Genomic DNA, 18202 nt, shown 5'->3' with positions numbered 1-18202 from the left:
GTCCACTAATTAGGTTAAATTACACCTAGTAGAGATGCGTGTAATTTTAATATGAGCTAAAATGCGTACTAAATTAGCGGTAACTCAAACGTTACTCATAAGTTAGTTAACCTAAAAAGGGCTTAAGATGGACTCAAAAACAAAAGGTGCGTGGTTAATTCACAATACCAACAAACTAGCAAATACCAACAATCAAGGGATTTACGAAAAGACTTACTTGGCAGGTAAAACGGGAATTCTGTTATCTGCGATCTCTGCATCGGAAGAACAGGTCTTGAACGAACAACGGCTGAAGGCTTTGGCTAGTACCAATAATATAAATACCTCTTTTGAGCTTCCAACTATACTAAACACTTTATCTGACCATGAGTTAATTGACAGAAGTAGCAACGGTGTAGCTGTACTTGGTGTTACTACTACTTCAGCGTTACAACATACTTCTAAGATATTTGAATCTCTATCTCCTCGACCTGAAGAACATTCAGTGATTGAGCTAGCAGAAATTTCCTCAAATAAACCTGTAGGTTTTAATGAGGTTGGAGAGTATTTGTCTGATGCACACAAACTCTCTAAAAAAAATATGGACCAAGTGATTTTTGATTCTGAGTTATATGGATTTGTAGATGTAGAGACATTACAGAGTAATGAGAAAATATACTTTAACGGGAATTTATTTAGAAAAGACTCCGCAGTAAAGGTAAAGAAAGTGCTTGATTCTTTAAAGCAAGAAGAAGAGCACCTAGTAAGAGAGCTCTCTTCAATGCTACAAAGTAAAGGTTGTATTGATGTGATTACGGCAAAAAGAATTCTCGGAGAGAAACTATTCGATAAAGTTCACTCTGTAGGCTTGTACGACTTCAATGCAGTATGTAACCATTCTGAAGAGACAGGATTCCTCACTTTACCTTCTGCATTCTCTAAGTATAGTAATTCAATGTTAGAGGACGCATTCGACTTAGCAAAAGCTTTTGTTGCATCTCTAACATACGGCATTACTAAGAGTTACTATGAACGAGGGAGAATAACTGATATTGGAGCATTACTCCGAACTTTGATTCGAGGTGAACCAATTGGTCCAATTGACGCAATAGGCCAAGATTACAAAGTTCTAGAAGTAAAAGGGGTTGTGCAAACCTTCCAAGGTTCAAAGAAAGGTAGAACCGGTTATATGATGCGGCTACTAAAGAAAGAAGTTGGTGAGTTAGCTCTTCAGGTACTTCAAAGCGGAGATGCTAGCCAAGAATCATTGATTTCACTTCCTGGTGCAACGATAACCAAATTTATTGGTCCCGAGATTAATCGTGAGGTTACTCGTAGAAAGCAAGTTAAACAAAGCCCTTTTGTTACAAATGATATGATAAGCGCACTACGAACGGGAGGAATTAAATAATGGCTAAACAGCTAGGTAAAGGCTTTGAGATGGAAGAGCACCTGCGTAGTTATTTTAATAAAGCAGGATACTATGTTGTTAGAGGTGTTCCGTTTAATTATGAAGGTTTTGATGTAACTGATATCGATTTATGGCTATACAGTAGAGCTTCGCCCACTGCCCGAAATATAACGATTGTTGATGTAAAAAACAAAAAAACGCCACAAGCGATTGAACGTATTTTTTGGGTTAAGGGTTTGACTGAGGCTGTAGCTGCTGATGATGCTATTGTAGCTACAACGGAGAAGCGTGAAGCTGTTAAAGACTTCGGGAAGCAATTAGGTGTTTTGGTTCTTGATGGCGTCTTCTTATCTAAACTCTCCAAAAAGGCAACTCCTTCCCTTAGGCTCTCGGATGAAGAGTTTGTTAATAACATAGAATTATATTCGCTTGGAAAGTTAGATGGAGATTGGAAAGGTCAAATCATCTTAAGCAAAGCAATGCTGTCCAATGGGTTGAATTTTGACACTTGTAACAAATGGTTGCAGGTAGCTGAATTTTTTGCCCAACAAACTGTCATGCACACGACTCACTCAGTAACAGCGTATCGGTGTTTTACGTACGTATTGTCGTTGTTTTCTATTGGAGTTGATTACATCATGCGAGAACTTTCATTTTTAGACCAAAATGAAAGAAGAGAAAAATTAGCGGAAGGGTTCACATATGGCTCAATGGGAAAAGAGGGAATTGATAACATGATCAATATGTCTCTATCTCTAGTTGAACAGTTCTCTGAAGAAGGTAAAAGTGTTGCAAATCAGGTCAAGCGTAAAGTTGAAACTGAATTTGATACATTACCGAGTTCGATACTCGCTGAATTTCTCTCAAGTAATGCTCATACTACATCCTTGTTTAATGTCGCTAAAGAATTAGAGTTATGCGCTACATCAAAAGAGTTCACAAACTACTCTTCGCTTTCAGTTCCTGTAAAGAGCTTAATTGGATGCCTTCTCGACTATTGGTCAATCGACAGAAAGTCATTTAAAGATGCTATAGCTATAGAACTCATACGTACCGAAGTATAGATTAAGTTGCTAGCTACTCCATTATAACTTTGATACATGATCGTTAATTTGTGAGTCTGCAAATTAGTGTTGACTCACTTTTTACTTACCGTCGCAATGAATTAGATAGGGCAAGATTGCAGTTTTTTCTTATCAAACGACTTGTTCAACGACAGCAAATATCAAATTTAAACGGGTGTTAAACGGGGCACATTCATTCAAAATGAGTAACAGGCATCAACGTTCTACTTTTGCAGTGTGTCTCGTTACAAAGCGTTTGAACGTGTTTTTTAATTCCCTTTTTTATTTCGACGGTCCTCTGTTGCTCCTCTCTTTATTTGGTGTATTTGAAACACATACACCGAGGTGAATCTCACCTAACCCCTCTCGCCCTTCAATATGGAGGGCATGAAAACAAAAACCTTTATACCTCACCCAATCGCAGAAGCCGTTCTTTGTGCTAACAAAGCAAATGAAAACATGGCCATTCTGACTGCGGAACTCTCGTTGTCGGACGATGGTTGGTGTCAGCTATTGCCTGCGGGTAAGTTTAAAGCGCCAGATGGTCGCCCTACTGAGCCAGAAGACGGCCATTGGTATCTTGATGCAGAATCAGCCAATGCTTTTATTGCGGCCACTAAAGCGACGCGCAACAAAGTTCTTGTCGATTACGATCACCAAACCCTTTATACCGAACAGACCGGGCAAAAAGCTCCAGCATCTGGGTGGATCACATCTGAAACCGATATCGAATGGCGTGAAGGCCACGGTCTCTACGTTCGTCCTGATTGGACTGACAGCGCTCAGTCTCTCATTGATGGCAACGAATACGCCTATCTCTCTGCCGTTTTTCCTTATGACAAGAAAACAGGCAAACCTCTCTTTTTACGCATGGCAGCCATTACTAACGATCCTGGTATTACCAACATGGAATCGGTAGCAGCGCTGGCAGCGGACATCAATGTGCGTCTCTCCAAGCCTGGTGTAGACGTGAATCTTTACAGCTACGCGGAGGATACATTCGTGAATGAAGCACTCAAGAAGCTGTTAGCCAGTCTCGGCATTACTGTCGATGGCGAACTAACAGACGAATTGGCCACAGCCGCCCTAACAGCGCTCGATGCGTTAAAGGTAAAAGCAGAAAAAGCCGACGGACTTGAAACTCAAATGGTGGCACTTAAAGCTAGTGGTGGCAGCGTAGACCTAAGCAAGTACGTGCCAATCAAAGCCTATAACGGTGTAGTTGGTGAGCTTGCAGTTCTTAAGGCGGGCACTGACAAAGAGAGCCTTTCGACGCTTATCGATAACGCAAAAAAAGAAGGCAAAGTGGTAGAAGCTGAAGTTGAGTACCTTACTGAGTTTGGTGGCCAACAAGGCGTTGCTGCACTAAAGGGAATGCTTGATGCTCGACCTGCCATCGCCGCGCTAAAGGCAACTCAAACCCAAGATAAGCAACCGCCAAAAGATAAGAAGAAAGACAGCGAGCTTTCTGAGGCAGAGATTGCCGTTCTTAAAGCAACAGGCTTGACCAAAGAGCAGTTCATAGCCGCTAAAGAAGAGGATTGATTTATGACAGCAGTGTTTGCCCGTCGTTCGGGCGTTAAGCGTGGTTATCCCGTTGCAGCCGCGGCCGTTTTATTGGCGTGCGCCCCTGTATTTTTAACAGCGGGTTTTGCGGTGCCGTTTGCAAGTGCAGTTGGTACGTCGAAGTTCGCTGGCGTTGCCACTTTCAACGTGGACAACAAAGCTGGCGCAAACGGTGAGAGCAAGGTTGAAGTTGAGCATCAAGAGTTTGCCTTAATCAATACGGGTGACATTACCGATACTCATATTGGTTCAACCGTGTATTTCGACACAGAGACAAGCGTGTCCATTGACTCATCTTCTTCGAGTCGTCCTATTGCGGGCGTCATCACTGAAATCGATTCCGATATGGTCTGGATCATGCCCGCTGTGGTGTAACGCCTCACCATTTATCGCATGATTTTTTTCGCATAATTTTAGGAGCCCCCTATGCAAACCACTGGAGCGAACATAAACGTTCTTTACACGGCGGTGAAATCTCACTACCAGCAGGGCCAAAAAGGCTACACCCAGCTTTGGCCGCAAATTGCCACACTCGTGCCATCCACTACGATGGTAGAAACCTACGCCTGGTTAGGTGAATTCTCTCGCTTACGTGAGTGGATTGGTGAGCGTCAAATCAACCGTATGAAGCAACACGGTTATGCACTTGCCAACAAAAAGTTCGAAGCAACAGAAGCGATCCCTCGCGAGTATGTAGAAGACGATACTTACGGCGTGTTAATGCCGAAATTCCAAGACATGGGCCATGCCGCAGCAACGCACCCAGATGAAATGTTGTTTGCTCTGCTTGCAGGTGGCTTTGACAGTAAGTGTTATGACGGCCAAAACTTTTTTGATACTGATCACCCTGTCGGTGAAACAGGTAAAGAGAAGTCGGTTTCTAACATGCAAGCGGGTTCAGGCGATCCTTGGTACTTACTTGATACTTCTCGTCCCCTTAAGCCGTTTATTTACCAACAACGCAAAGACTACAAGCTCACCAATAAGACAGATGCAGCTAACTCCGATCACGTTTACATGCTCGATGAATTTCTTTACGGCATCGATGCGCGCGGTAACTGGGGTTATGGTTTTTGGCAGCAAGCTTTTGCCTCTAAAGCTGATTTGACAGAAAACAACTTCAACAGTGGCGTGCAGACCATGATGAGTGTGAAGTCTGATCAAGATCGTCCATTAGGCATTATGCCAAAACTGTTAATTGTGGGTCCGTCGAATCGCGCAAAAGCGAAAACAGTGGTTGAAGCGGAGCATAAAGCCAATGGCGGCAGCAACACCAACTGGAAAGCCGTCGATGTCCTTGTGGTGCCTTGGTTGCCTTAAGTCACTACCTTAAGCTGGCATACCTTTCTAATTGGAAGGTGCCAACTTTTCTTTTTTCCGTTAATGGAGAGCTTATGTCATGCCTGAAAAAACGCTTATTGCTCAAGCTGTTGAAGTCATCTGCCTTGCGCATACCAATTATCGTCGTGCTGGGATCGCCTTCCAGCATGGTGAAAATAGAATTGAATCGGAACGTATCACTAGTACGCAGTTGGAACAGCTTAAGGCCGATCCTCGCCTTAAAGTCACAGTGGAGAAAGGTGAAGCGCTGCAAAGTGACATTTCAAACATTGAGAGTGGTCATCAGCCGGGGCCCTTGGACGCTATCACCCCACCTTCCTATATAGCGGGAGCGTCTGCTAAAGAAGGCAATGAGCTTCTTACAACAACGGTCAATAACCTAATCGACGCCATTCAACTGCTCGATCCAAGTAACACTGAGCACTTCACCACAAGTGGTAAGCCTCAAGTCGATGCGCTTAGCGAACTGATGGGTGTAAAAGTCTCTGCAACAGAGCGTGATCAAGCGTGGGGGCTTGTGCAAGCAGAGCCAATGACGCAAGACGAGAAGAAGCCAATGGATCTCGATACAGAGAAAGGTGAATAGTCATGTATTGCGCAGTCGATGATATGGCCAAACGTTTTAGTGAAGATGAGCTCATTCAACTGACCGACAAAGACGGCAGTCACAACTTTATCGTCAATGAAGTGTTAGACCAAGCCATTTCCGATGCCAGCGCAACCATTGATGGCTACATAGGGGGACGCTACCAAATGCCATTGTCTAGCGTACCTTCTATCCTAACTCGCCTATGCTGCGATATAGCGCGTTACTTCTTGTATGACGACCAACTTGGCGAAGAGCACCAAGTATCAAAACGCCACAAAGAAGCGATTGATTACTTAAAGCAGGTTGGAAGCGGCAAAGTGCAATTGGGGATAAGCAGCAAAAGCGAACGGCCTCAAGCGACTTCTACAGCGATGATGCAATCTGGCGGCCGTGTGTTTGACCGTGCCAGTTCAAAAGGATTTGTCTAGTGAAATCCGATTTGGTTGCACTCACGATTGAGAGGCTTAAAGACGACACCCAAGTTAAGCCGCCGTGGCTTGATGTGCTTGAAATTGACTCGCTCTCTCAAATCAATGAGAAAAAGTCAGGTCTCCAAAGAACGCCTGCTCTGTTTGTGTTTTTGGTCAGTGACAATCCACGCCCCGACACTCGTGGCAGTGGTGCTTATCTACAAAACTGCACGGCAACCGTAGGTGTGGTCATTGCCCACAAAAGTATTAATCGTAACCTCATTGATTGGCAACCGCTTCGCAAAGAGTTACGTAAGCGCCTGTTCGGTTGGTCTGGCGATGATGAGTTTGAACCGTTCTGGCTTGGGAATGGTCGCTTAATGTCAATCTCTAACGGTCGTGCTGATTGGTTCGATCAATTTATTACTGAATACACAGAGGATCAGAATCGTTATGGCCCGTAAAGAACGAAGAAAAATACTCGCCTTTGCCGTGGAATCAACATACGGCGTTGATGCGATCAATGGTGGCTCACCTAACTATTTACTTGGTCGTGAGTTTGCTATCACTCCAATGGCAGGTGAATCGTCGTCTCTCGATTACGATAATGGCGTATTGGGTAACTCGGCTGAGATCATGACTGAAGTCTATGTGACCGTTGAATTCACCGTGGATATGGCGGCAAGTAACACCACTACACAAGCGGCACCTTATGGTGACTTAATGAAAGCCTGCCTACGAAAGATTGAAGAGCGTGATACCTCATCAGGCGGTGCGGCGGATGAAACGCTGTATTTGATTGATGAAGACTCAACAAGCTCACTGACATTCTACTTTTACCAATCTGGATCATTACACAAAGTAACCGGCGCACGTGGTTCGTTATCGTTCTCAGTCAAAGCCAAAGAGTTTGGTGGTATTAAGTTTTCATTTACTGGCTTATTCGCCCCTGTGACGGATGCTTCACTGCCAGTACCTAATTTTACAGCCTGGCAAACTCCGCTCAAAGTTGGGGTTCAAAATTCGTCATTCACTATTGGCGGCAAAGCCCTCAAGTTAATTAGCTTGGAATACGACCAAGCAAACTCGGTGGTCTACCAAGAATATGTTGGCCATGAAGAGGTGCTCATTACTGATTACAAACCTACCGCAACGATTGTGATTGAAGCGCCCGAACAATCTGATTGGGACGGCTTTGGCAAAGCTGAGGCTGGCGCAGAACATGTAGTGGTGTTCGGTAATGGTGCTGTAGGCAACCAGTTCGAATGGAAAAGTGAAAAAGTACAATTGGGTCGCCCTACTTATGGCGAGCAAGATGGTACACAAACACTTTCGATCCCATTACTGCCAATTGGCAATGTGGACGTATTCGCGACTCGCTAAGCGTTTCCATTCAGCAAGTCCAGCATTTAACGCTGTTTAAACCCTGTTTAAATAAGGATTAACACCATGCTTAAAATTGAACAAGAACGTCTCGTTAAGGATTGGCCAGCCACCGTTACTCTGGCAGTCGATGGCGGAAAAACCGAAACCCACAACATTACTCTCGATCTACTTCTTCTCGATGTCGAGCAGTCAGATAAGGTGCTTCGTTATTTCAAAGAGGAAGTAAAAAAAGTAATAAAAGGCTGGTCCGGTATTGCTGATGCTGATGAGCAGCCACTTGATTTTACGCCTGAGCACTTAGATTTGGTGATCAGTAACCCTCCCTTTATGAAGGGTGTGGTGGATGCCTACTTACAGGCAAACTCAGGACAAGGCGCAGAAAAAAACTCATAGAGGCAGTGCGCGCGATTGTGAACCGTCGTGCTGCCACAAAAAAAGAGGAAGAGGATTGGCAGCAAGAACTTGCCTTATGGGGAGCGTCAGAAGAAGAGAAACCGGATGATTCCTTTCCACTTTGGGAAGAGAACTGGCCTGCAGTGGAGTGGTGGCTCTCAGTACCAGGCTTTCTCAAGTTCAATCAACATGTGTGCTTAGGTATGGATGTGCTAGCCGTAAAAGCCGATTCTGAGCTGGCTCAAAGAGAGACGAACCCATCCCAATACCAACAACTTAAAACTATTGCCCGAACCTTAGCGGAGGAGTTAAACCAACATGAGTGATTTAAAATTCACCCTTCGATTTGATGCTGAGAACAAGCAATTTATCGGGCAAGTCAATCAAGCTGGCGGCGCGGTCACTAAGTTGGGCGGCAGCGCCAATACGACTCAAGGCAAGCTTAAAGGATTATCCACCCAATCGACCCAAACTAGCGCGAACCTTGGCAGTTTAAAAAATCAAGTGCTTGGTGTGGCGAGTGGATTCTCTGCGCTTTATGCCGCGAACCAGGCCGCCGACAAACTCGGTCAATATCAAGATATTCGCACTCAAATCACCGCACTTGTTGGCGGACAAGAAGAGTGGATTGAGACCGAACAATACCTTAACCAAGTGTCTAAAGAGCACAATAAGACGCTCGTTGATATGTCAGGCAACTACGCCCGCCTTGTTAGTTTGCAAGAGGCGGGTCTTGTTACTCAAAAAGAGTCTAGGGCAATTTTTGAAGGGATGAGTAACGTACAAAGCCAGGCTGGTGCATCAACAACTCAGCTTGGCCAATCCATGTATGGTTTATCCCAAGCGTTAGCGTCTCCTATTGTTCGTGCTGAAGAGTTGAATCAGGTGGTTGAGCCTATGCCTGGCTTGCTTAATAAGCTTGATGAAGCCGCAGGTCTATCTGCAGGTGGATTTCGCAGAATGATGCTTGCTGGCGAAGTCACCAGTCACTTTTTTAAAGAAACCTTAATAACCGCCCTCAGCGAGTATGACGGAGCGGCCGCCAGAACCGCTGACAATATCAACGCCAAGTATGCTGAAAACACTCGTGCCTATGAAAAAGCGGTGGTCGCATTTGAAGCGCCTATTTCTGATTCGTTTAGTGCTGTTCTGGAAGCGTCTGCGGGCACGATGGAGCTATTTGCAGAAAATGCCGATCTTGTCACTACTATTATTGAGCTATCACTGGTTACCGCATTAAGTCGTGGTTCAACTGCTGTATTAGCCATGACAGCCGCAAAAGTTCAATCTATCACAGTCACTCGTACTCAAGAGCAGGCAAACCTTACAGAGCTTCGCTCTTTAGAAGCCAAGCTGGCCGCAGAAGTTCGTGAACTTGAGGTGATGAAACTATCAAATAATCAAAAATTCCGTGCGATTGGTGCTGAAACAACACTGGCCGCTAAGCGAGTGCAATTAACAGCAACCACTACCACTTTAACCGCCGCTCAAACTCGTCTGAATGTGGTGGCAAGAGCAGGTTCAGGCATTATGGCCATGCTAGGCGGCCCCGCAGGTATTGCCATGATGGCAGCTGGTGCGATTGGGTATTTCGCGCTCTCAAATACAAAAGCAGAAAAAGAGACCAAAGGACTGTCTGATCAAGTAGACGTACTACTTGGAAAGATGAATAAACTTCGTGAAAAAGAACTCAATAACGCACTCACCGCCGTCACTGACGATCTAGAATCCACTCGATTACAAATAGAAACACTTAGCAAGCAAACAGGCACAAATAATATTGAAGAACGCTTAGCTCAACTAGACGTGTTGCGTCAGAAGGAGCAATTACGAGCACAAGAAGCTATTGAGTTAGAAGATAAATTGTATGCCCTCAGAAACAAACCAGAGGCTCCAAAGAAAGAATCAAGTTCAATCGAACCAAAACTCGAAGAGCAAGCCAATAAGCTGTTAGAAAACCTAAGAAAACAAAATGCGCTTTACGGTGAAACAAGTGAAGCAGCGAAGCTTAAGTATGAGATTGAGTATGGTTCACTAAAAGGCATCAATGAAGAATTGGCTAAAAAACTCATGCTTGAAGCGAGATCTATTGATGAAAAAATAGCAAAAGACAAACCAAAAGACACCTCAGCTATTGACGCCTTTTATGATGAATCCGACCAATTGCAAACCGCCTACTTACAGCGATTGTCCATGCAAGCAAGCTTAGAAAGCCAAGCTGTTGTTCAAGAAAAAGCGGCTTTCACAGAAAAAAGCATCGCACTAAGTGAGTCATTCCAAGCGGCTTATGAGCAAGCAATAGGCAATCAAGAGTTAATGGATGCACTTGAGCGTGAGTATTTTGCTAACCGTGAACTTTTATACACTGATCATGAAATGAACCTCAGTGAAATAGAAAAGAAAGCTGCTCAGGAACGTTTTGATGCCACGCTCCAAAATGCAGCCATGCTCACTGGTGCTGGTTCGCAACTGTTTGGTGGAATGGCCGAATTGGCAAAGGTCTACGCGGGTAAACAGTCGGGAATATACAGACTCATGTTTGCAGCAAGTAAAGGGTTTGCGATTGCCCAAGCTGGCATTAATTTGTATCAAGCGATTTCTAATGCTACGACCGTTCAACCTTGGTATGCCAGTATTCCTGCGATTGCTACCGCCACCTCTCAAGGTGCCACTCTCTTGGCAGGCTTGAAAGGGTCAAGTTACCAAGGGCAAGCTCATGATGGCATTGAACGCGTTCCTAAAAAGAATGAAGGAACCTGGTTACTTCGTGAAAATGAAATGGTTCTCAACCCTACTCAGGCCGATAATTTCCGTTGGATGAGCTCAATGATGAAAGAAATGAAGCATGGCATGCAAATGGCCAGAGGCGCACAAATTGGGCAAGTGAATAATAACCAGGCCAGTAGTGCCGTTAATGTTTCTTCCCCACCAGTCAATGTTGTGTTTGTAGACGACCCAGAGCAAATAAATAAATACCTTAATACAGACGAAGGTGAACGCGCTGTGATGCGCATTGTTGAACGTAATAAAGGATAATGATCCATGGCTCATAAAAAAGGTAACTACAGCGGAACCGCGCTGGACGCTCTTAATCAACTGGTCACTTTTTTAACTACTGATGCGACATTGACTGCAGATGGTGACGCTTGGTCTAAGTTGGGCGAGACAAGCGGGCCTTTAAACCACTCAACTGATAGCGATATCACGGTAGATAAAGGGGTTTACCTACAAGGTAATACAGGTGGCGGTGTCGCCCCATTCTTGTTTATTTATGCCGCACGTAAACCATCAGCCAATATCGAGACATTGTGTTTTACCACGATGCTTGGCTATGACAGCGCCTTAACTGATCAATGGTGGTTGCAAGCAGGTTCGTCGAAGCTTTACGCCGTCGTGACACTCTCGCCAAGTGGTGGCGATTATGAGTTTATGGCAAATGGCCGTCGTGTTTATGGTTATTTTAATGACACCGTGAAACGCATGTTCCCATTTTACGCAGGTTGGATAATTCCTTACGTCGATGTCCAGTCTTCTGATTGGGCGCAGCCAACGGCTTGTCTCGGCTCAGATAAAAATATTAATCATGCCTACCCAGCATCAACTCATAAATATTATTCAGTGGGGCTGACTGTCATGAATGAAACTGATGAGACAAGTTATGGTGGCAGCGCAAACTTTGGGGCGTTTTTAATGTTGAAAGATGGACGATATGAACGAATTCAAGGAAATGGGGGCACCACCACTGGCATATTTTCATCACTCTCAAGTGAAGGGCAAGAATCTGCGGCGGATTTTGATAAAGACGACTTTAAAAGACGTATGCCCATTACTTACAACAATAAGACCATGATTTTTCCTGAAGTGTTGATTCTTGCCAGCGCTGCGGAAAACGAAAACATCTTACTTGGAGAACTTGATGGGTTATGCAGCGTAGGTAGCGCAGGTGCAGCGTCTGGCACGGTAGTTCGTGATGAGAAAGACATTGAGTGGGTGGTCATAATGCAGAGAAACCAACCAAACAAAGGTCATGATGGTTTCGCCATGAGGAGAGCGTAATGTTTATTAAGCAAACCAGTGTGTCAATTGCGAAAAAAGCTGATATCTCGAAAGAGATTGTGGCGCAAATCGTCGTGGGTGGTGGCACTAAGCATAGCACCAATCATTCAACGATTACGGTTGAAACACGAGATGGTGATTTCCTGTCCTTTACTCAAAGCTCAGAGTTTGAGGTCAAATTTGGTCATGGGGTCGATGAAAATGGTCATCTAATTGCCGATGGTACGCTTGGCGAGGGCAAATATTGGTATGATAGATCAACCGTGGCCTGTCAGCTCGATACATGGCGTTACGATGCGGCGAACGCGCAATTATTTGTTATGCGTTTATCGTCAGCTACCGCAGACCAATACCCCTATTATTTTATTATGGGGCGTTATAAGCATGAGTTTAAATCGTCAACGCCTGTATATCCTTTTATTATTTCCGGTAGTTATAGCCGCAGTTATGCGTCAAGCGCCATGGCACTGCCGTATAATGGTCGAGGTGTTACCTATCAAGGGCGATGCCGACTGTTTTTACCTGCCAACTCAATTCCAAATCAAGGCTCAGGGGTGTTCTCATCATACGACTCCAGCAGTAGCAACGATCTTCTTGGACCAGCGGACACCGCCTTCAACTACCGAGCGAATGATTCGGCCGGGGGCGGTTTGCCATTGATGCCCGCAAATTTGTTCGCCCAAACGTCCAACAAAGAGGTTTACTTTGCTGGGTCGCTGCCTTTGTTTTATGCCACAACTGGTTATCCAGATGGGAAAGTAGTTAAAAAAGCAGGTCGCAGCTTTTTGGTGTGCCGCACAGGGTCGGGAAAGAAAATCAATGATGATGAACTTTCTGTGTTTCTGATGGAAATCCCAACGGGAGCATAATTGTGATTAAAGCATTTAAGCTCATTCTTACCGACTCTCGACCACATGCGAGCCCGTCGTTAAAAATGGACAATGACTTATTTTTATCACTCGAACCTTTTAGAGATGCGGGCAAAATAAGCTTTCCCCATCGTCTTTATCAAGGCGGGATTTTTAACGCGCTTGGCGACCCATTAATTGCTCCTGACTTAGTGGTGTACCCAAAGGAAATAACGACCCTACAAGCTCGCCAGAGCATCATGCTCTACGCCCTTGATCAACGTGCCACTTATTACACTCTTACAGGGGTAACGGTCAACGGGGACGGCATCAGTATTACAGGGCAAACCAGTGGGCGCGTAATTGTTGGTGCATCGAAGCAGTATGAACTGGTTCTTGATACAACGAGACCCGGAGGCATCGTTGGCGAGGTCATTTGGCACTTTTCAGATCACCCTGATGTTATAGCCACAATTGCCGCCGCAAACCCGTCTATCTGGTTCTATAAGCCAACTTACCCAATCAAAGAAAATTGGCGCTTTGCTACGGCGGTGATTGAATCGAAAAAAAGTGAAGAGAGAATTCAAAATGCGCCACATCCAACTTGCTCCTTCACTTATGAGCATCATGAAAAAGAAGAGCAACTTGTTACCAGTTTAGAAAAACTTCGTAACTATGGCGGCGCGCCTATTTTGGTTCCTTGGTGGTTAGATGCAATCCCTTCTCTCTCAGTAAATAAAGGCGATGTATCTATTCCAGTAAGCGTTGATTCCCGCCGTTTTTTCGATACAGCGCTTTTGTACAAGTCAAAGGATGATTATGAAGTGGTTCGCATTGCGAACCAGTCAAGTTCTACATTGACCTTCAAGCGGCCTGTCAGCAAAACATATTCAAATGTCATGTTGATCCCGCTTTTGAATTGTATTGCTACATCAGGCAATGATTACAGGCCATCAGGACGCACAGCCAAGGCAAAAGTGACGTTCTCAACGGTTGACCCACTTCGCATAAAACCCCTTGATTGGGAGGATAACTATCTCAATAAGCCCGTGTTGTTCCGATACAGAAAGCCGCAAAATCATGAAGTAAAGCATGACTGGAAACAAAAAGTGACTCAGTCAAATGTACCTCATTTTACTAAGCATCGAGAGGTGGTGTTGGATAGCCTTGATTTTGAACTGTTAGAACAAGATGTCGCCGCATTCCAGCGCCGCATGAAGCGCCTGTATGGTCGAACGCAAGATTTTTGGGCTATCGATAAAAAGATCAGGATTGAACTAGCAGAAGTCTCGACAATGGACAGGATAACTATCAAGCCAATTAACTTTGCTGAGCTCATCGGCAATGAGTGCGATTTGTATCTAAACATTGATAACCAACGCCACTACATCCACGCGAGGCTTTCCAGTGTTGACCCTAAAGGAAATGAGGTTCTTGAACTAACGACAACCTCTCGTCATGTCCTCAAGCCATCTCAATTGGTTGAATCTGGTTTGCTTCGACTCGTTCGTTCTGAGTCGGACAACGTGAGCTTTACCCACCGCAACGGCTTAACTAACGCTTCATTGTCCTTACGGCAAATAGAGAGATAAAGCGATGAATATAGCGAATGAATTATTCTTTTTTGACAGCGCTTCTAACGTTTGGCGATACACCTCGTCTCAAGACGATATTACTTACAAGAACGCCACATGGGTCTCTCAGAAAATAGACCATGACCAATCAATAGAACAATCCAACAACCCGCTTAAAACCACAACAGGATTCAAGGTGGCGGCGGGTGAAGTCTTGGCAAACTTGATTTTGAATTTGCCACCTAATCAATCCATGAAAATAAAAATACATCGGTTTGAGCAAGGCAAGTACGTGGTGGTTTTTTCTGGTCGAGTTGTCGGTGGAACATATAACGACGGTTGGATCACGGTTGAGCTCGTGCCTATTTATACAGATTTACAGGCAACGGGGCTCAATGAGGGCATGACTCGTCAATGTCGTTATGCGCTTGGCTCTCGAAAGTGTGGCGCGCAAATAACCCGCACGAAAGTGATCGCTAAAGCTATTAATGGTCGCAAAATACAATTCGTCGAAAAGCTTCCAATGCAGTTTCAATATGGTGTGCTCGATGATGGCGAACGTCAGTATTTTATCGATGGTCAACCTTCAGAAAGTGAGATTGTTCTGTTACATGCTCACTCCATAAAAAGCGGTCAGTCTGTCGATTTAATTAAAGGTTGTGATGGCACGATGAACACCTGTCAAAAGGTGTTTAATAACGCTTTAAATTTTGGCGGTGCTGAGCATATCCCAGTTAAAAACCCATACGTTGGCGACCCAATTAATAGATAAGGAATAGAGATAATGACCCCGTTTGAATGGATTGCTGTTATCAGCTTAGTCGTTAGTGCGGCAATGGGCGTTTATGCCTATGTACAAATGAAAGATGCCCCACGAGGGATGGATCAAAGTACCGAGCCAAAAGTGCCTCAAGTTGAAGAAGGACGCATGATTGGCGTTATTTTTGGTCGAGTGAAACTCACTAGTCCAAACGTTTATGCATGGGGAGATTTGCGAGGTGACGCAATCAAAAAGTGATGCAAAACTGCGTGTGTATCCTCGCGATCTGCACGCGCTTTCTTTGTGTTGTTCCGGTGCGCGAGCTCTATTGCGTTCGCGTGGTATTGGATGGTCTCACTTTGTTAAGTATGGACTGACCGTTAATGAGTTGAAGGGGTTAAATGACCCTCACGCCGATGAGGTAGCAAAATGGGTAAAAGAAAAAAGCAAAGAATAGGAACGAAGTGGAGTTTGGGACAACACCTTGTTCTATGTCATGGCCCTGTTGATTCAGTTGATACGATTTGGTTTGGTGAAAAGGTTGGATGGAAGCGAGGACAAAAGCTGCCACCAACCATCGAACAACCCCAAGGCAAGCCGCCTATCATCGATCCAGAAGTGGGAATGCACGGCGATATTGAACGCATCAAAATTGAAGAACCTCAATTGTTCGGAGCATCAGACCAAGAAGGCGGCGTCGTTGGTTACGTGGATATTATGCTTGGTGAGCCTTCCCAGCAGGAAAACGACTACTTGAAAAAAACCTTTGCAAAGGGGAAAGCGATCAGTGCTTTCCGATACCTTGTATCTCTTGTTTTCCGTCAAGTCTATATGGGTAACTCACCTTATCCACCAACAGTGTCCGCTGAAGCAGTTAGAATTCAAACTGGCTGGGATGGTAATCCGATTTGGTCGGCAGATTTAGCCGATGCCGGAAATGGATTGAATGCTGCGCACATCATCTATGAATCCACATCATGCCCTGAATGGGGCGCGGGAACCAAATGCAATGAAGCAAGCTTTCGCAAAGCTGCAGAAGCTCTTAAACATGAAAAGTTTGGTCTAAATAACCACTGGATGAAGCAACAAGCCGTTGAGGACTTTGTCAAAGAGATCTGCCGTTACATTAATGCAACGGTATATGATGATGAAACGTCAGGCGAAGTCGCCATCAAATTGATTCGTGATGATTACAAGGTAGATGATGTTTTAACTATCGATGATGTTGTCAAAGTGGCAAACGTGCGTCGCCGTTCTATGTCTGACACGGTCAATACTGTGACCGTGACTTACACCGATCCAAAGACCTTTAAACAAGCGAGTGTCGTGGTGCGTAACACTGCAATGCTCAACAACTCACGCAAGCCCGTCGGGAAAACAATCGCATATCCGATGATCCACGACGCAGAATTAGCCTACCAGGTCGCCATGCGTGAACTGCGTGTTTTTTCAACGCCTTTTATTAGTGCTGATGTCTATGTAGATACTCGATATGCGCACCTGCAGCCTGCAGACGTGGTGAAAGTGATAGATGCCAAAAGTGGCTTAAATCATATTTTCCGTGTCCATAGCAAACGCAGAGGTACTCCTAATTCACCAACTATCCGTTTGCAAGTGATTGAAGACGTCTTTGCGCCAACGTTCGGTTTATATACACCGCCACCAAGTAGCGACTGGACGAAGCCAAACCTTGATGCTATTGCTGTTAGCGTTCAAACACTAATGGAAAGCCCTTATTGGCTTGTTGCCACCACGCTTACACCAAGTGAATTGAAACTCGTTGATGAGCATGCTTCAGGCGTAATGTGGTTAGGACGAGCGCCAACGCAATCAAGCACGGGTGCGGAAATCTGGTTCTCGAACGCTCAAAACTACTTATTCAGCCACCAATCAGACTTTTCATCATATGCACTTATCACGGGAGCCCTTGACTACGCTACTGACCAAATCGCCGTCTCACAACCTATTGTTGACGCACTTCCATGCCTAGCGGTTATTGATGATGAAATTATCCGCATTGACGCTCAGAATGGTAATACGCTAATGATTTCAAGAGGTATGTTGGATACAGTGCCAGCCAAGCACAACTCAGGCGCGATAATATTAACATTTACCGATGAACCTATTCAGTTCGAGTTTGAAGAAGGGGAACACGTCGAAGTCAAGGCATTAACAACAACTGGCGGTCAGACCTTGGAGCTTGATAAAGCGAACACATTAAGTATCGATTTATCAGCTAGACAAGCGCGCCCTCTACCTCCATGTAACGTTCAATTTAATGGTTCTAGTTGGGCTCCATCTGTCACCTTACCATTGATCATCTCATGGACAGCAAGGGAGCGATTATCTGAGGTTGTCGGTGTCGCAAGTCTTACCGCTTGGGAAAATGGCGTCACACCAACTAAAGGAAATGTTTCTGTGAAGGTACTCGATGCGCAAGGTGGCGTTATACTGTCACGCATAAACTTAACATCACCTGTTACATTGGGTGCAGAATTGGGTGGCTATTCTGAAGTTGTGATCGAATTGAAAACGGTTGAGGGAGGAATAGAGAGCTATCAACTATTCAGTCATAAAATCAAGCTGACCTCACCGTAAGATCGATTTGACTGGCAAACTGAGCATTCTGCTTTTGCTCAGTTTAAGCAGCATGGAGTGGTGTTCATTTCTCGCAGCGTGCTGAAAATTCAGATATCGATTTAGATAACACCTATATAAATGTAGTAGTCAACAGAGCTAGAGCTTTCGATCATAAACATTTTAAATATCGTTTAAGAAGGCGATGAACCGCTTAAAATGAAAAATGTTGCCATGTTTCGACTTAA

At 44.7% G+C, this 18202-nt stretch carries 19 protein-coding genes; all 19 read left to right on the top strand.

Annotated elements, in window-relative coordinates:
- Window positions 1-127 precede the first annotated feature (127 nt).
- The 19 genes from OCV36_RS19125 (at window position 128) to OCV36_RS19035 (ending at window position 17975) form a co-directional block, all read left to right on the top strand.
- On the top strand, window positions 128-1390 hold the full coding sequence (locus OCV36_RS19125; RefSeq protein WP_135456766.1) for a hypothetical protein: 1263 nt from the start codon (window positions 128-130) through the stop codon (window positions 1388-1390).
- The gene (locus OCV36_RS19120; RefSeq protein ID WP_135456764.1) at window positions 1390-2454 is read left to right on the top strand and encodes a hypothetical protein; all 1065 of its coding nucleotides are present in this window, start codon (window positions 1390-1392) and stop codon (window positions 2452-2454) included. Before OCV36_RS19125 ends, OCV36_RS19120 begins: the two co-directional genes overlap by 1 nt.
- A 387-nt stretch (window positions 2455-2841) precedes the next feature.
- A complete protein-coding gene (locus OCV36_RS19115) occupies window positions 2842-3999 on the top strand; it encodes a phage protease (RefSeq protein WP_135456762.1) in 1158 nt (385 codons plus the stop codon).
- Between the two features lie 3 nt (window positions 4000-4002).
- Complete coding sequence (locus tag OCV36_RS19110) at window positions 4003-4395, top strand: hypothetical protein (RefSeq protein WP_108085953.1); 393 nt, start codon at window positions 4003-4005, stop codon at window positions 4393-4395.
- 51 nt (window positions 4396-4446) lie between these two features.
- The gene (locus OCV36_RS19105) at window positions 4447-5340 is read left to right on the top strand and encodes a Mu-like prophage major head subunit gpT family protein (RefSeq protein ID WP_135456760.1); all 894 of its coding nucleotides are present in this window, start codon (window positions 4447-4449) and stop codon (window positions 5338-5340) included.
- A gap of 79 nt (window positions 5341-5419) precedes the next feature.
- Window positions 5420-5947: an HI1506-related protein gene (locus OCV36_RS19100; RefSeq protein WP_108085951.1), complete on the top strand. Its 528-nt coding sequence runs from the start codon at window positions 5420-5422 to the stop codon at window positions 5945-5947.
- 2 nt (window positions 5948-5949) lie between these two features.
- Entirely contained in the window at window positions 5950-6378 is a 429-nt protein-coding gene (locus tag OCV36_RS19095; protein ID WP_108085950.1) for a gp436 family protein, read from the top strand.
- Window positions 6378-6824, top strand: coding sequence for a phage tail terminator protein (locus OCV36_RS19090; protein WP_135456759.1), 447 nt, complete (start codon window positions 6378-6380; stop codon window positions 6822-6824). The genes OCV36_RS19095 and OCV36_RS19090 overlap by 1 nt, the downstream gene beginning before the upstream one ends.
- The gene (locus OCV36_RS19085; RefSeq protein WP_108085948.1) at window positions 6814-7743 is read left to right on the top strand and encodes a hypothetical protein; all 930 of its coding nucleotides are present in this window, start codon (window positions 6814-6816) and stop codon (window positions 7741-7743) included. The genes OCV36_RS19090 and OCV36_RS19085 overlap by 11 nt, the downstream gene beginning before the upstream one ends.
- A 66-nt stretch (window positions 7744-7809) precedes the next feature.
- On the top strand, window positions 7810-8139 hold the full coding sequence (locus tag OCV36_RS19080; RefSeq protein WP_108085947.1) for a hypothetical protein: 330 nt from the start codon (window positions 7810-7812) through the stop codon (window positions 8137-8139).
- 5 nt (window positions 8140-8144) lie between these two features.
- Window positions 8145-8465: a hypothetical protein gene (locus OCV36_RS19075; protein WP_108085946.1), complete on the top strand. Its 321-nt coding sequence runs from the start codon at window positions 8145-8147 to the stop codon at window positions 8463-8465.
- Window positions 8458-11175: a tape measure protein gene (locus tag OCV36_RS19070; RefSeq protein WP_135456757.1), complete on the top strand. Its 2718-nt coding sequence runs from the start codon at window positions 8458-8460 to the stop codon at window positions 11173-11175. The genes OCV36_RS19075 and OCV36_RS19070 overlap by 8 nt, the downstream gene beginning before the upstream one ends.
- Window positions 11176-11181: 6 nt before the next feature.
- Window positions 11182-12195, top strand: coding sequence for a hypothetical protein (locus OCV36_RS19065; protein ID WP_135456755.1), 1014 nt, complete (start codon window positions 11182-11184; stop codon window positions 12193-12195).
- On the top strand, window positions 12195-13064 hold the full coding sequence (locus tag OCV36_RS19060; protein WP_135456752.1) for a hypothetical protein: 870 nt from the start codon (window positions 12195-12197) through the stop codon (window positions 13062-13064). Before OCV36_RS19065 ends, OCV36_RS19060 begins: the two co-directional genes overlap by 1 nt.
- 2 nt (window positions 13065-13066) lie before the next feature.
- On the top strand, window positions 13067-14635 hold the full coding sequence (locus OCV36_RS19055) for a hypothetical protein (RefSeq protein ID WP_135456750.1): 1569 nt from the start codon (window positions 13067-13069) through the stop codon (window positions 14633-14635).
- 4 nt (window positions 14636-14639) lie between these two features.
- Window positions 14640-15389 carry a phage BR0599 family protein gene (locus OCV36_RS19050; protein ID WP_135456748.1) on the top strand — a complete coding sequence of 250 codons (750 nt, stop codon included), beginning with the start codon at window positions 14640-14642 and terminating at the stop codon, window positions 15387-15389.
- A gap of 12 nt (window positions 15390-15401) precedes the next feature.
- The gene (locus OCV36_RS19045; RefSeq protein ID WP_050939784.1) at window positions 15402-15635 is read left to right on the top strand and encodes a hypothetical protein; all 234 of its coding nucleotides are present in this window, start codon (window positions 15402-15404) and stop codon (window positions 15633-15635) included.
- Complete coding sequence (locus OCV36_RS19040) at window positions 15616-15834, top strand: hypothetical protein (protein ID WP_135456746.1); 219 nt, start codon at window positions 15616-15618, stop codon at window positions 15832-15834. Before OCV36_RS19045 ends, OCV36_RS19040 begins: the two co-directional genes overlap by 20 nt.
- Window positions 15807-17975 carry a phage tail protein gene (locus OCV36_RS19035; RefSeq protein ID WP_135456744.1) on the top strand — a complete coding sequence of 723 codons (2169 nt, stop codon included), beginning with the start codon at window positions 15807-15809 and terminating at the stop codon, window positions 17973-17975. Before OCV36_RS19040 ends, OCV36_RS19035 begins: the two co-directional genes overlap by 28 nt.
- Window positions 17976-18202 lie beyond the last annotated feature (227 nt).

Origin of the sequence: Vibrio echinoideorum (genome assembly GCF_024347455.1) — a bacterium.
GTDB classification, from domain to species: Bacteria; Pseudomonadota; Gammaproteobacteria; order Enterobacterales; family Vibrionaceae; genus Vibrio; species Vibrio echinoideorum.
This window is presented reverse-complemented; position numbering and strand designations above follow the sequence as displayed.

Bases quoted from the DNA above. Each gene is read 5' to 3' on its own strand.
- OCV36_RS19060 (WP_135456752.1), top strand. From the start codon at position 12,195: ATGTTTATTAAGCAAACCAGTGTGTCAATTGCGAAAAAAGCTGATATC.
- OCV36_RS19125 (WP_135456766.1), top strand. From the start codon at position 128: ATGGACTCAAAAACAAAAGGTGCGTGGTTAATTCACAATACCAACAAA.
- OCV36_RS19085 (WP_108085948.1), top strand. From the start codon at position 6,814: ATGGCCCGTAAAGAACGAAGAAAAATACTCGCCTTTGCCGTGGAATCA.
- OCV36_RS19080 (WP_108085947.1), top strand. From the start codon at position 7,810: ATGCTTAAAATTGAACAAGAACGTCTCGTTAAGGATTGGCCAGCCACC.
- OCV36_RS19065 (WP_135456755.1), top strand. From the start codon at position 11,182: ATGGCTCATAAAAAAGGTAACTACAGCGGAACCGCGCTGGACGCTCTT.
- OCV36_RS19095 (WP_108085950.1), top strand. From the start codon at position 5,950: ATGTATTGCGCAGTCGATGATATGGCCAAACGTTTTAGTGAAGATGAG.
- OCV36_RS19120 (WP_135456764.1), top strand. From the start codon at position 1,390: ATGGCTAAACAGCTAGGTAAAGGCTTTGAGATGGAAGAGCACCTGCGT.
- OCV36_RS19050 (WP_135456748.1), top strand. From the start codon at position 14,640: ATGAATATAGCGAATGAATTATTCTTTTTTGACAGCGCTTCTAACGTT.
- OCV36_RS19100 (WP_108085951.1), top strand. From the start codon at position 5,420: ATGCCTGAAAAAACGCTTATTGCTCAAGCTGTTGAAGTCATCTGCCTT.
- OCV36_RS19035 (WP_135456744.1), top strand. From the start codon at position 15,807: ATGGGTAAAAGAAAAAAGCAAAGAATAGGAACGAAGTGGAGTTTGGGA.
- OCV36_RS19115 (WP_135456762.1), top strand. From the start codon at position 2,842: ATGAAAACAAAAACCTTTATACCTCACCCAATCGCAGAAGCCGTTCTT.
- OCV36_RS19110 (WP_108085953.1), top strand. From the start codon at position 4,003: ATGACAGCAGTGTTTGCCCGTCGTTCGGGCGTTAAGCGTGGTTATCCC.
- OCV36_RS19070 (WP_135456757.1), top strand. From the start codon at position 8,458: ATGAGTGATTTAAAATTCACCCTTCGATTTGATGCTGAGAACAAGCAA.
- OCV36_RS19105 (WP_135456760.1), top strand. From the start codon at position 4,447: ATGCAAACCACTGGAGCGAACATAAACGTTCTTTACACGGCGGTGAAA.
- OCV36_RS19045 (WP_050939784.1), top strand. From the start codon at position 15,402: ATGACCCCGTTTGAATGGATTGCTGTTATCAGCTTAGTCGTTAGTGCG.